The sequence below is a fragment of the Paraburkholderia madseniana genome (assembly GCF_009690905.1).
In the GTDB taxonomy this organism is placed as follows: Bacteria; Pseudomonadota; Gammaproteobacteria; order Burkholderiales; family Burkholderiaceae; genus Paraburkholderia; species Paraburkholderia madseniana.
Genome location: NZ_VOSW01000058.1, coordinates 1 through 13,138 on the forward strand (window position 1 = coordinate 1; position 13,138 = coordinate 13,138).

Sequence of the window (13,138 nt, forward strand, 5' to 3'; positions counted from 1 at the left end):
CCCCCCCTCCCGCCCAAATTCCCGCCCACCCTGGCCCAGCGTTCCGTTGTTCAGGTTAAAGCCGTTCTCCAGTTTGAAGACTGCTTTGAGACCGCCGCCCAGATCTTCCTCTCCTTTCAGGCCCCAGCGGCTGCCATACATTCCGTCATACGTGCCGTCCTGCATCTTGAAGAGCTGCTTTCCGCCACTGTTGTTGGTGAAATCGAGACCTACGTCAATGACGCCATACAGTGTCACGGACGACGACTGCGCATGCGCAGCGCCGGATGCAACAACTGCTGCCGCGACCACGATCAGCTTGCGTTTGTAATTCACATCACTCTCCAAACCTGTCGAACTGCGCTGGTTATAGGTAACTTCTATATGCATCGGATACCGAACTATTTTTTCTACATCGGCAAATAAAACGATCGACTGTTTTGCCGCCTGCGTGAGACTCCGGGCGGTGCCCGGAGCATCCCGTTACTCGTCCGCGATTGCGTAGGTTTCGACTTCGACCTTCTGCCACGGACGCAACATGGAGTCGACCTGGACCAGCGTGCTCGCCGGCCGCACTGCATCGAAAGTTTCCAGATGGGCTTTGGCGACCGCTTCCGCGTCGTTGATATCGCGGACATATACGACCGTGCGAACTACGTCCGCGACGCTCATCTGAGCTTCGCCCAGCACTTTTTCGATCACGGCCATGATCGCGCGCGCCTGAGTATAGGCATCGCTCTTTTCGTGAACAGCCGGTGCGCAGGTGCCGGAAATGTGCAGGTGTGCGCCTACCTTGACGGCGCGGGAGTAGCCGAACACATTTTCGTAAGGACCACCCGACGGGATTTTTTGGCGGGCTGCGAGGGTCGAACTCATGAATGAACTCCAGTTAAAAAGAAAGCCGGTACAGAATTGAAAAATGGAATGGCCTGACGGATCGGCAACCCGCCGTCACAGCTCGTCACATCGAGCGAGCGGCGCGACCGGGACGTGACCAACGCGTGACCGACGCGGGTTAGCGCATGAAGATTCCGCCCGCGATACACACGGTCTCGCCGGTGATATACGACGGGTTGCCTGCAAGATTCCACGCCCACGTCGCAATTTCATCGACAGACGCCGCGCGTTTGAGCGGAATACTGGGGATCGCGGCCTCGATGCGGCCACCGCGCCGCGTACCTTCGGTATCCACCCAGCCCGGCGCGATCGCGTTGACCGTGATGCGGCTTTCGGCCAGTTCAATCGCGAGAGAGCGGGTCATCGCCACGACGGCCGCTTTCGACGCGCTGTACAACAACTGGTTGCGCGACACCGCGAAGGCGTCCACCGAAGCGAAGAACACCATCGCGCCACCTTCGTCCGCGCCGATATGCTTTGCACCAACGCGGGCGGCGTTGAGCGTGCCCAGCACGTTGACGTCGAAAATGCGGCGGTAAAGGGCGACGTCGTAGCTATCGAGCGACGACGTCGGGAAGATGCCCGCCGCGTTGACCACGGCTGCGAGCCGGGGCTTGCCGTCGAGAGCTTGCGCAACGCCTGCGGCCAACGAAGCTTCGTCAGTGATGTCGGCGACGACCGACGTGAGGTTCTGCTCCACGCCATGGGTCGACTCAGTGACATCGACTGCGACCACGTGCCAGCCTTCAGCAGCGAAGCGCAGCGCGGTTGCGCGTCCCATACCGGAATTAGCACCGGTGACCAGTACGCTTCTGGAGGCTGCCTGTTGATTGGGTGTTTGCATGTTCTTTCTCGTTTAAAGCTCAGGTGGTGATATCGGATTCGGTCTCGACCGCAATGGCGGGTTGCTGCGCAATGGCGTCGAGTTGCCGGGTAGTCTCATCGAGGTTCTGTTGCCACACACGCCGCACGATGTCGATGCGCGAGTCCGCCGTCTGCAGACCTGCAAAGCGCTCGGCCAGATCGTCGGTGCCCTGCTCGCGCTGCTTCATGAAGCGTGCAATCAGGCGGCTTTGCGTGCAGTACACCGGCCATTGCGCGCCGCGTGGCGCGGTAAGGCCCACGAAGTACAGCGATTCGAGCGTCGTCGGCAACGTCATCGCCGCCGTGCGCAACGGCACCCCGTCGCGCCACTCCAACAGCGATGTGTCGAGGAACGGCAGCGTCGTCTTGAAGCCTGTGGCCCACAGGATCGTGTCGAACTCGCCTTCCGTGCCGTCCGTGAACGTCACCCGCTTGCCGTCGATTGCGCGCAGACCTGGCGCGACCTTGATACGCCCGTGCTGAATCCAGTAAAGCAGCAGCGAGTTGACGACCGGTGGCTGCTTCTCGAGATCGTAGGTTTCCGGTGCGGGCATGCCGGGGTAATTCTCGTGCGTGCCGAATACCGTGTTGATCAGCGACATCGTCGCCATGTTCGCCAACTCCGGCGGCAGCGCGTTGAGCGCGGCCACTTCTCCACGCGGCACGCCGAAGAACGTTTTCGGCTGGAACACCTGACCGCAGCGCATCGCGATCGTCACGTCCATGCGGCTTTGCGCGGCATCCACCGCGAGATCGCAACCCGAGTTGCCGAAGCCCACCACCAGCACCCGTCCTTCGATCTCGCTGGTGTTGCGGTACGAGCCCGAATGGATCGACCGGCCCGTATAGCCTTTGCCCACCGCAGGGATGTTCTGGTCCCACAAGTGCCCGTTCGCGACGATCACGCCGGTGTAGTCACGCACCGCGCCGTCCGACAGCGTCACGCGCCAGCCGTCGCGGCCACGCTCGCCCAGCGGCTCGATGCGCTCGACGGCGGTCCGGAACGTGATCATCCGGTTCAGGCCGAAGGTCTCGGCGTAGCTGCACATGTAGGCTGCGATCAGCTCACGGCTCGGATACATCGGGTACGAAGCCGGCAACGGGAAGCCGTCGAAAAACGAACTGCTCTTCGGCGTGATCAAATGCAGCGCATCGTAGTCGTGATGCCAGTGGCCGCCGACCTGCTCGCCCTTTTCAAAACAGTCCACCGCGAAGCCTTCGTCGGTCAATGTCTTCAGCGCTGCCAGGCCCGCAGCACCCGCTCCAATTACGCAATAACGCGCCTGTTTCGACATCGTCTATCTCCGTCTTTCCGATCACGAGGCGGTATGCCTCGTACTGATCCGCATCAAGTTGAGGCCAGTATCGGAACGCCAAAAAGACTAGTGAAGTATCCCCAAACCGATGTTTCCCATAGCAATGTCCTATGGATGAATTTGAGTTTGCTGGGACAGATGGAACGACAAGCCCCCTGCACGTGGGCCGAGGCGAATAACAGCGCAACGTAGGATGAACAAAGCGCTGCGTTACATCGCTTTGTTCGATGTATGGATTACCCGTAGTCGCGTCGCGCGGCTTGTTTTTCGACGTGAAGCGCCTTGAAAAAAAACAATGGCGCTCGATGAAACTGAGCGCCATTGCTGTTCGATTAAAGTGAATTGAAGTCGGAGAGTCTGAAAACGTGCAGGCTATTGCCAGTTGGTTAGCGACGCAATTGCCCCCTTATCTCCATTGCAGAGACAACCTCGTTAATGACTCAGGCCGCCAACGGCCCGAGTGCAATACGCGCCTTTTCGATCTTGTCCGCGTCCGGATTCTGGAACGTCGGCCCCATTGATTTCGTGAAGCCAGTCGCCTTCGATACGCCGATCATCGCTTCGAGATATTTGATAGCGACGGTCGTCGAGTCCACGACGGGAATACCAGTGCCGGACACATGGGTGTAGCCCGCGCGACGAACCAACGGACCGTAGTAAGCGCAACCGACCAGGATCACATCGGCGCCCTCCGCAATGCACTCGCGCGCCACCGCTTCGAATCGCGCGATGAAGCCACTGTTCGGATCGGTGACGGCGCCAAGCAGCAAATCTCCATCGGACTCGGGTGAAATCGATCTGACCGGCCGGGCAATTGCGCGCTCGCGCAGGCCATACGCGAGAAGATCACGCTCGATGGCGACCGCCGTTTTCTGCGACACCGTGACGATGGCAAAGCGTCGCCCCATTGCGAGTGCCGCGAGCATCGACTGTTCACCGACCGATCCAACCGGAATCTTGAGAACCTCTCTGGCTTCCCAAAGCGCGTCATTCCAGCAGCCGAGAAACACGCCGTCGAAGCCGTCCTTCTCTGCCTGGATAGCCTGATCGAGCATGAGCACCGAATTCAGATGCTCGGCGTAAGAAGATCGGGTGAAATTCGCACTGCCCGTCGAAAACCGATATTCGATTTCGGTCCCCGGCGACACGATCGGCGCTATGGTCTGTTCGATCGTCGTCCACAACGGAGTCAGTGCAGACGTTCTGGTCGTCGGGTGAACCCAGCAAATTCGCATCTCAATATCCTTGTTTGAGCGTTGCTTATGGCACGGCGACCATTCGCTAGCCGCCGCACAGGTCCTTTTGATACCGTGATGAAGAAGCAAAGCTTCGGTTTACGGCTTTGCGATCACATTGGCAAAGGTTTGCCGGTCAAGTCCTTGACGAACTTCAGCGCGACGAGGCCGAGTACGGCGCCACCAATCATGTACCACGCAGGAATCAGCGGATTGCCGGTTCTGTGAATCAACCATGTATTGATGAGGGGTGCCGTGCCGCCGAGAAGCGAAACCGATACGTTGTAGCTGATAGCGAGGCCACTGTATCGAACCGGGGCTCTGAAGAGAGAAGTCAGTGTCGCCGGCATCGCGCCTTCGAACATCAATTGCGCCAGCACCAGTGTCATCAGCGCACCGAAAATCACCATCACGCTGGAGCTTTTCATCAACATGAAGGCCGGAATAGCACCGACGATAATCAGGAGGCATCCGAAGCGAATCATCTTCACGCCACCGAAGCGATCGGACAGCATTCCCGCAAACGGTATCAGAGCCAGCATCACCAGCGTGGCGACCATTGCCAGCAGATTGCCGAATTCGACGGGATGCCCCGCGACATCCGACAGATAGCCAGGCAGGTAGCCGAGCGCGACATAGTAGGTAATGTTGAAGACTGCCGTCAGCCCCGCGCATTTGAGAAGCTGCGGCCACTCCGCGATCAGCAGTTGCACGAGACTGCGCTTCTGCGCGAGCCCTTTCTGATGCGACTCGTTCTCCTGCATTTGACGGAACACCGGCGATTCATCGACATTCAGCCGCAGATAGAGCGCAACCAGCCCGGCGAAGCCCGCAATCACGAACGGAATGCGCCATCCCCATGCAGCCATGCTCTCGGTGCCCAACGAGAAAGTCAGCACATTCACGACTGCGCCGCCAATCAGAAAGCCGGAGATGTTGCCGAATTCGAGCCAGCTCGTCATGAAAGAACGCTTCGCGTCAGGAGCATGCTCGGCAATGAACGTACACGAACCGCCATATTCACCGCCCGTCGACAAACCTTGCAGCATCCGGATGCACAGCAGAAGAATGGGAGCCGCGATGCCGATCCTGTCGTAGCCCGGCAGAAAAGCGATACAGAACGTCGCGACCGACATCAGCGTGATGCTGAGCGTGAGCGCGGTTCTACGTCCGTAACGGTCGCCGATCGGACCGAATACCAGACTGCCGATTGGGCGGATCAGAAAGCCGGCAGCAAACGTGGCGTAGATCGACAGCAACTGCGTTGCATGATCCTGGTTTCTGAAGAACACGTGGCCGATGATGGTCGCCAGCGAAGAGTACAGCGCGAAGTCGAACCACTCGATCATGTTGCCGCAGGTCACGCCGATCACGGCGCGTCGCAACGAGGACGTGTCCGTGTGCGCGCCTTGCGGCGATGCGTTGAAACCATGAATGTCGTTAGTCGACAAGCTTTTCGTAACCATTTGAACCTCTCTCAACTTCTGTCCACAGGTAGGGTCGGAGAGGCGCGCATCTCACGCGCCTGCCGGCAAATGTCGGCGACCACGGCAGTGTCGTTCAGGATTGCGGCAATGGGCGGCTCTCACGTTCGCCGCAACAAACCTGCCCGCCATCCTTCCCGACGTCCGACGCGGTAGCGCGCCCCTTTCAAAAACTGGCGTCCGTCAATTGCACGCTCTTCTATACGGCGACCCGTTGGTTGAGTGTCTCCAACTTTTTATCACGCCCTTATTCCGGCGCGTTGTCAGACCACGAAATCGGATTCGGTCTCGACCGCAATGGCGGGTTGCTGCGCAATGGCGTCGAGTTGCCGGGTAGTCTCATCGAGGTTCTGTTGCCACACACGCCGCACGATGTCGATGCGCGAGTCCGCCGTCTGCAGACCTGCAAAGCGCTCGGCCAGATCGTCGGTGCCCTGCTCGCGCTGCTTCATGAAGCGTGCAATCAGGCGGCTTTGCGTGCAGTACACCGGCCATTGCGCGCCGCGTGGCGCGGTAAGGCCCACGAAGTACAGCGATTCGAGCGTCGTCGGCAACGTCATCGCCGCCGTGCGCAACGGCACCCCGTCGCGCCACTCCAACAGCGATGTGTCGAGGAACGGCAGCGTCGTCTTGAAGCCTGTGGCCCACAGGATCGTGTCGAACTCGCCTTCCGTGCCGTCCGTGAACGTCACCCGCTTGCCGTCGATTGCGCGCAGACCTGGCGCGACCTTGATACGCCCGTGCTGAATCCAGTAAAGCAGCAGCGAGTTGACGACCGGTGGCTGCTTCTCGAGATCGTAGGTTTCCGGTGCGGGCATGCCGGGGTAATTCTCGTGCGTGCCGAATACCGTGTTGATCAGCGACATCGTCGCCATGTTCGCCAACTCCGGCGGCAGCGCGTTGAGCGCGGCCACTTCTCCACGCGGCACGCCGAAGAACGTTTTCGGCTGGAACACCTGACCGCAGCGCATCGCGATCGTCACGTCCATGCGGCTTTGCGCGGCATCCACCGCGAGATCGCAACCCGAGTTGCCGAAGCCCACCACCAGCACCCGTCCTTCGATCTCGCTGGTGTTGCGGTACGAGCCCGAATGGATCGACCGGCCCGTATAGCCTTTGCCCACCGCAGGGATGTTCTGGTCCCACAAGTGCCCGTTCGCGACGATCACGCCGGTGTAGTCACGCACCGCGCCGTCCGACAGCGTCACGCGCCAGCCGTCGCGGCCACGCTCGCCCAGCGGCTCGATGCGCTCGACGGCGGTCCGGAACGTGATCATCCGGTTCAGGCCGAAGGTCTCGGCGTAGCTGCACATGTAGGCTGCGATCAGCTCACGGCTCGGATACATCGGGTACGAAGCCGGCAACGGGAAGCCGTCGAAAAACGAACTGCTCTTCGGCGTGATCAAATGCAGCGCATCGTAGTCGTGATGCCAGTGGCCGCCGACCTGCTCGCCCTTTTCAAAACAGTCCACCGCGAAGCCTTCGTCGGTCAATGTCTTCAGCGCTGCCAGGCCCGCAGCACCCGCTCCAATTACGCAATAACGCGCCTGTTTCGACATCGTCTATCTCCGTCTTTCCGATCACGAGGCGGTATGCCTCGTACTGATCCGCATCAAGTTGAAGCCAGTATCGGAACGCCAAAAAGACTAGTGAAGTATCCCCGCGCTGGTGCGTCCCATAGACGCATGCTATGGGAGAGCGGTAGACCTGATTCGATCAGACGGCGAAGTCACATCGTAAAAAACTGGTCTGAGTATGACACCGCAACGGGGGAGCGACATCTCCGTTCTGCGCGTGAGGATTCAAGGCGCGTAGCGTTACCGCTCTCCTGAGCCGAAAAGCTGGGCTCCAGGCAGGCAGCAAACGCAGCGGTTTTCGCCGGAAAAGGTCACCTGCCGGGTATCTGCTCAATCGTCGTTTCGTCCCGCGTCCGCGCCCCGAAACTGTGCAAAATGTCAGTGCTCTGCGAGCGGCCGTCGCGCTGGCGCGGTCGCTATAAGTGAGCGGATCGCAGTACTCGTTCTCTCGCAACGACATCTGACTTCTGAACCAACTACAGCGCGAACGGCGGCAATGTGCCTATGAATCGCCTCACCGCAGCAGATACTCCAACGGCAGCAAAAGCCGATGAAGGAGCGTTCGTCTTTGATAATCAGATGACCGCTTAGGGAGCGGACCCGACGCCTGAATGTCCGACTGACGACCCATTCGAACGGCGGTTTGTGGCCGAACCCGGAAGCCTGCTACCGCGTGCTGTCGACTGCGGGCCGTAGCCGGCACCGTAAAAAGTCCTGACTTCCGAGGGCAAAATATTGGCAGGACCTGAGAGAGCGGCTACGCGTCACGGACCAGATTGAACGTTTCCGTACCGGTCGTTCACACCTTTCTTCGTATCCGGTCCAACGCTACGGCACTGGTCCGTGAAATCGCTACGGGCATTCGAAGTGCCTGTCTCATCGAAGTGACCGTGGTGGAATTTCACGATGGAAAAGTAACCTGTCATATAGTTTTTACAGTCCCCGCCGGCACTGCCGCCGGCGATTAGACCGGCAAGACACAAGACGGCACCGCAGGCGGACGGGTTGTCGTCGTCGGCCAGCGCCACTGTCTGGGTGGCGACCGCGCCGCAGATTAATATTGCGATCAGTCGTTTCATGAGATCTCCTGTCAGGTGGTCAGAAGGCGCAGTGCCGCAAGGGCTCCGACTGTGAGCGCCGCGGAGCCAAGCGTGGCGCACACGGTCCATGCGGCCAATTCGATTCGGCCGATACGACGACCGCGGCCGCGCTCTTCGCGCAAGACCTCGCGCAGCAGATCGCGGCTTCGTCCGTTGGCTTCGTCGTACTGCCTGAGCGATATCTCGCCAAGCAGTTGATCGCGGGCCTCCGAAAACCGTCCCGCTTCGGCCAGCACATCGGTGCTCGATGCAGCGAACTGGTTGAGGAATTGCTCGTAGCGGGACGTGAAGCGCAGCAGCGTAAGTTCACCGTCGTCCTTGAACTGCTTGCCCGTGGTATCGAGCAGCTGGGACAGACCCTTCACGTCCCGTCGCAACAGCGATAGCTCACCCAGTACTGCGCCGATCAGTTCCTCGCGGATCGAATCGTCCGATGCGCCCATCAATGCACCACGAGTTCGAAGACTGCGTCCAGTTCGGTGGTTACCCGTGCGGCCAGACGTTTGATTGCAACCAGTTGGCGAATCTGTGCAAGATGTTCCTCGGGCTCTCCGCTCTCCATTGCTTCGGCGTTCATCGCGACATAGTCGGTCGGATCGTTGCGAATATCGATGATGGAGCGATCGAAAGCCTTGATCTTTTCGTAGATAGGGTTCTCATACATCACCGCATCGCGATTCAAGACGAAATTGCGGTTTTCCGCGTAGTAGTCGAAAATTTTCGAGAAAATCTTTGACACGTCATCTTTCGGGGTGACCGTGTTAAACACAACGCGAATGCGGTTTGCCGGCACACCGATTTCTCCGGTGAGTGCGCGCAACGTCGAAATTGTATCGACCTGTTGTTTAAGCGCAGGAACGGTCGGTACGACGAAGGCATCGAAGTCTTCGTGAGAACCGTGATAGTCACGCATCAGCGAGACAAAGTCTTCGACATTCGATGCCCCGATATCGACCACGGCATGCCGCAAGGTCATGAGTTTGTCCTGCAGTTCCCCAAATTCCTTCCCACGCATCGCCGATCCTTTTTCGCTGTCGTCTGAGTTGATCGACTCGACAGGAATCACCTGGGCACCTTCCAGCCGTGGCGCGAGAAGGTGATGTGCAACGGTACTCTTTCCAACATTGCCTGAGAAGTTGATTACAGCGATCTTCATGATGGTTTGCTCCTGTTGTTCGATTTGACGATGACGGTCGCGAGGTGATCGCGGCCGCCCGTTGTTCTCCCCCGCCTTATGGTTCCATTTCGAGCGTCGGCCCGTCGTGTTCGGCGGTCTGCGACTGCAGGTCCTGTCCGCGCTCCGGCGTCGCCTGTTGGGTGCCCTGCTGTGCTGCGTGAGCCTGGCCTCGCTGCTCCCGCTCGATCTGCTCGCGCACGGCCTCGATCGTTGCTTCGCTTACTTGAGGCATAGGCACGTCCAGTGGCCGGTTAGTTGCGCGCGCCTCGGCCACGGCGCTTTCGAACTCCCCCATCAGCTTCTCCTGCTGCTGCTCCGGCAGACCCTTGATCTCGTCACGCAGCACCTCGCGCGCGGCCTGCGCCTTGATGCGCTCGCGTGCCTCATCGAGCGTCTTCCGCTGTTCCTTCGAGTATTTCCAGTCTCCGTTCAGGAACCGCTCGCGTGCCTCATTAATCTGTCGGCGCTCATCGGCGTCGCGGCGCGCGCTGGCCAGCGCTTCGCGCTGCTCGCGCGTGGGCAGGCCCGGCACATCGGGCGAGAACACCAGCCATTCGTTACGTCGGCTCTCGACTGACTTTGACGCGAGTTCGGTACCCTTCTCGTCGAACTGGCGCTGCTGCGCTGTTACCGTCTTGCTGCCGCCCTTTTCCAGCTCGATCCGCTGACCGGGCTGCACACCGCTTTCGCCGATCGCGCGCTCGATGTCCAGTCCCCAGACGGTGTGCTCGCCATCCTCTGTCCGCACCGTCGCGTAGTAGCTGTCGTTCTGCTTTTCATCGTGGTTGAACGGGGCGGGACCGTGCGCCACCAGCACCCCCGCCGTGACACCGGCCAGCGTTGGCGCGGTCTGAACGGGGCTCGCCGGCGCAGCTGCAGACGGTTGCGTGGCGGGCGTCGGGTTGCCTCTGGGCGCGGTGTTTTCACGTCCCGGAGTGGCCGGTTTCGCCGACTCCGGCGCGGCGGGTTTTTGCCCCACTGCGTCTGCTGCCTCCATCTTATTCGTGCGCGCCTTGTCCGTATCATTGGATTTGTCACCGGCCCCGATGCGCATCGCCTCGCGCGCAGCGGTCAGTACTGCCCGATCCTGCGCACCAGGCTTGAAGCCACGCGTCGGCACGCCAGCGAGTTCGGCGGCGATCCACGCCTGCCGCCGAAACTCTTCGCTGCCCTTAAGCTGCAGCTCACCCCAGTTCTTCGCCTTCGCGACTTCGACCATGTGTGCGATCACGTCGCGGTCCTCGCTGGCCGTCGACAGCGAGCGGCCCTTGTCCTCGAAGTGCACCGTCTCGCTTTTGCGATCGAGAAACTTGCCTTCATGCGCGACATACTGGTTAGTGACCGACTTCGGCACGTCATAGCCAGTCTTCTCGAAAACCGGTTTCGGGCGGATGGTGTTCTCCGGCCCATCGCCCTTCTTCCCGAGTGGCTTGCCGGTGCCGGCGGCCGGCTTCACCGACTCGTCGGTGGCTGTGCTGGTCGCTGCGTTGGGCAATGGGTCGCGTTTGAGAAGCTTCTCGACCTTCTCCCGATCGGCCGCGCGGATCTTCTTCAGGCGCTCTTCGGTTGCGTCATCGACCGGCGTTTCCGGACTGCCGGGCACGGCGCCCGCGTCCGGCTCGTTCGCCGGCGGCGTGACGCGCGCGCGGATGGTCGACGCATCGTCCGCGTTTGCCGCGTCGCGTTCGCGGTAGTCGATCCGGTCGGCGGGAAATTCGATCTCGTTCATACGGTCACTCCTTGCGGTTCAGGCTGTGATTGAGATGCTGCGGTTTGCGCCGACACGGCGGCGGCCGCGTCCGGCAGGACTTCTCGCAGATAAGGCATCAACTGGAAAAGCGACGCGCGGATGCTGTTACGGTTGGCGAGATGAACAGGCGCGAGTACGCCGATCTCGTGCTCCCGGACGTCACGCGCCAGACCGGCCGACTGTGTGGCTGCGTCTGCGGCCGCCGCGGCCTGCTGCGCGCGGCGGGCCGCGTTCTGCGTCTGCCACCACTGCTCGACGTCGATCTTTGGCACGGGTGCGCACAGTTCGCGCGCGACGAACGCGGCGTGTTTCATCTGTACTTCATTGGGAAACTTCGGACCGAAACCGAACCAGGCGCGCCGGCGATTGGTTTTCTCCAGCTTCGCCATCACACCCCGCAGGTAAGGGCTCTGCCGCACGAGCCGGTCGACGAGCTCGGCGTCTTCATAGAAAAACGCCTTCTCGCACAGGATCGGCTCGCACCCCTCGATCGTGATGATCTGTTTGTTGTGCTTCAGCGCCCGCAGCTCCTGCGGCATCATCAGTGCCCTGCCGTGCTCCGACTCATTGGTGCTCGTCGACGAACTCCGCCCGCGACTGCGGTTACGCGAGCGCGCCATGTACGTGAAGGTCCCCAGCATCTTCGAGTACTCTTCCGATTCCTTGACCGTACGCGGCGCATACAGGCTGCGCATCTTGCAGTTGATCGCCAGCGTTTCGGCGCCGTGCTTGCCGTACAGCTTCGGATCCTCGATCTGGGACATGCCCTGAAAGATCAGCATCAGCCGGAGGTTGTAGCCAGCAATGAACGGGTTGGCCGTATCGATGATGTCGATCTTGCCGGGCGCTGCAAATTCGTCCAGGATCAGCGCGCACTGGTATTTGAGCGCAGGATTCTCGGCAGGCAGCTCGCGCGTGTTCAGGTCGATCAGCTGCGAGAAAAAGAGATTGACCAGCAGCGCGCCGGCCTTCAGGTCGCCCGGCTTGATGCCCACATAGATCGACATGCGCTTTTTGCGCACATCGGCCAGATCGAAGTCCGAGCGGCTGGTTGCCGCGTCGACCACCGGATTGCTGAAGACGTTCAGCGGCGCGGTCATCGTCGATACGATGTTCGCGAACGCTTCCTTCGACTGCGACAGGAAGCGGTTCAGCGCATCGAGACATTCGAAGGTGAGCGCCGGCAGCCCGTCAGTCGCATGCGCTGCATCGGCACGCGTGCTGACGATCGACGAGACGTGTTCACGGATCGCCCTGCCCTTGCCGGAGGCCTGCCGCAGCACCTCGCCGAACGTGCATGGCAGCGAGGGCGTTTCCAGCAGATACAGCACGATCCCGATGAACAGGTTGCGGGCGTTGTCGTTCCAGTACTTCAGCCGTGCATCGACGTTGGACGGATACAGGTGTTCGCCGATCGTCATCACGTCGCCAACGCGCGCATAGGCGGGTCGGCTGGCGATGTATTCGAGCGGGTTGTAAGCGTGCGAGCGGCCGTCTTCCGAGAAAGGCGCCCACAGGTAGGTTTCGTGGCCGCATGCCCGCCGGTAGCCGGACGTATAGTGGTAGTTCTCTTCCTTGATGTCCTCGACCACGGCCGAATCGGGATAGGTGAGAAGATTCGGGATCACGAGCGACGTGCCCTTGCCGGAGCGGGTGCCGGCGGCAGCCATCAGAAAATCCTGGCCGTAATACTTCAGGTATTCACCCTTGTACTTGCCGACAATGAACGGCGGATACAGATGTTGTGAAATGGTCATGG

General features: G+C 60.4%; 12 protein-coding genes. All 12 read right to left on the reverse strand.

The genetic code is table 11. From position 1 onward, the window contains the following. Window positions 1–315, reverse strand: a 315-nt coding sequence (locus tag FSO04_RS27365; protein WP_414693471.1) for a porin, incomplete at its 3' end; no start/stop codon positions are given. A gap of 147 nt (window positions 316–462) precedes the next feature. Further along, window positions 463–855, reverse strand: coding sequence for a Rid family hydrolase (locus FSO04_RS27370; protein WP_154564408.1), 393 nt, complete (start codon window positions 853–855; stop codon window positions 463–465). Between the two features lie 139 nt (window positions 856–994). Further along, a complete protein-coding gene (locus FSO04_RS27375) occupies window positions 995–1,720 on the reverse strand; it encodes an SDR family NAD(P)-dependent oxidoreductase (protein ID WP_154564410.1) in 726 nt (241 codons plus the stop codon). A gap of 19 nt (window positions 1,721–1,739) precedes the next feature. Continuing rightward, on the reverse strand, window positions 1,740–3,035 hold the full coding sequence (locus FSO04_RS27380) for a flavin-containing monooxygenase (RefSeq protein ID WP_154564412.1): 1,296 nt from the start codon (window positions 3,033–3,035) through the stop codon (window positions 1,740–1,742). A gap of 461 nt (window positions 3,036–3,496) precedes the next feature. Then, a complete protein-coding gene (locus tag FSO04_RS27385; RefSeq protein ID WP_154564414.1) occupies window positions 3,497–4,291 on the reverse strand; it encodes an aspartate/glutamate racemase family protein in 795 nt (264 codons plus the stop codon). 113 nt (window positions 4,292–4,404) lie between these two features. Continuing rightward, window positions 4,405–5,757, reverse strand: coding sequence for an MFS transporter (locus tag FSO04_RS27390; RefSeq protein ID WP_154564416.1), 1,353 nt, complete (start codon window positions 5,755–5,757; stop codon window positions 4,405–4,407). Between the two features lie 281 nt (window positions 5,758–6,038). Further along, a complete protein-coding gene (locus tag FSO04_RS27395) occupies window positions 6,039–7,334 on the reverse strand; it encodes a flavin-containing monooxygenase (protein ID WP_154564418.1) in 1,296 nt (431 codons plus the stop codon). Between the two features lie 782 nt (window positions 7,335–8,116). Continuing rightward, entirely contained in the window at window positions 8,117–8,431 is a 315-nt protein-coding gene (locus tag FSO04_RS27400; protein WP_154564420.1) for a TrbM/KikA/MpfK family conjugal transfer protein, read from the reverse strand. A gap of 11 nt (window positions 8,432–8,442) precedes the next feature. Continuing rightward, window positions 8,443–8,895 (reverse strand): hypothetical protein, encoded by a 453-nt coding sequence (locus FSO04_RS27405; protein ID WP_154564422.1) that lies wholly within the window; start codon window positions 8,893–8,895, stop codon window positions 8,443–8,445. Next, window positions 8,895–9,608, reverse strand: coding sequence for a StbB family protein (stbB, locus tag FSO04_RS27410; protein WP_154564424.1), 714 nt, complete (start codon window positions 9,606–9,608; stop codon window positions 8,895–8,897). The genes FSO04_RS27405 and stbB overlap by 1 nt, the downstream gene beginning before the upstream one ends. A gap of 76 nt (window positions 9,609–9,684) precedes the next feature. Further along, window positions 9,685–11,358, reverse strand: coding sequence for an LPD7 domain-containing protein (locus FSO04_RS27415; RefSeq protein WP_154564426.1), 1,674 nt, complete (start codon window positions 11,356–11,358; stop codon window positions 9,685–9,687). Further along, window positions 11,355–13,136, reverse strand: coding sequence for a type IV secretory system conjugative DNA transfer family protein (locus FSO04_RS27420; protein WP_154564428.1), 1,782 nt, complete (start codon window positions 13,134–13,136; stop codon window positions 11,355–11,357). The genes FSO04_RS27415 and FSO04_RS27420 overlap by 4 nt, the downstream gene beginning before the upstream one ends. Between the last annotated feature and the right edge of the window lie 2 nt (window positions 13,137–13,138).

Coding starts and splice junctions, on each gene's coding strand:
- FSO04_RS27420 (WP_154564428.1), bottom strand. CDS start 13,136: ATGACCATTTCACAACATCTGTATCCGCCGTTCATTGTCGGCAAGTAC.
- FSO04_RS27400 (WP_154564420.1), bottom strand. CDS start 8,431: ATGAAACGACTGATCGCAATATTAATCTGCGGCGCGGTCGCCACCCAG.
- FSO04_RS27415 (WP_154564426.1), bottom strand. CDS start 11,358: ATGAACGAGATCGAATTTCCCGCCGACCGGATCGACTACCGCGAACGC.
- FSO04_RS27375 (WP_154564410.1), bottom strand. CDS start 1,720: ATGCAAACACCCAATCAACAGGCAGCCTCCAGAAGCGTACTGGTCACC.
- FSO04_RS27370 (WP_154564408.1), bottom strand. CDS start 855: ATGAGTTCGACCCTCGCAGCCCGCCAAAAAATCCCGTCGGGTGGTCCT.
- FSO04_RS27385 (WP_154564414.1), bottom strand. CDS start 4,291: ATGCGAATTTGCTGGGTTCACCCGACGACCAGAACGTCTGCACTGACT.
- FSO04_RS27395 (WP_154564418.1), bottom strand. CDS start 7,334: ATGTCGAAACAGGCGCGTTATTGCGTAATTGGAGCGGGTGCTGCGGGC.
- stbB (WP_154564424.1), bottom strand. CDS start 9,608: ATGAAGATCGCTGTAATCAACTTCTCAGGCAATGTTGGAAAGAGTACC.
- FSO04_RS27405 (WP_154564422.1), bottom strand. CDS start 8,895: ATGGGCGCATCGGACGATTCGATCCGCGAGGAACTGATCGGCGCAGTA.
- FSO04_RS27380 (WP_154564412.1), bottom strand. CDS start 3,035: ATGTCGAAACAGGCGCGTTATTGCGTAATTGGAGCGGGTGCTGCGGGC.
- FSO04_RS27390 (WP_154564416.1), bottom strand. CDS start 5,757: ATGGTTACGAAAAGCTTGTCGACTAACGACATTCATGGTTTCAACGCA.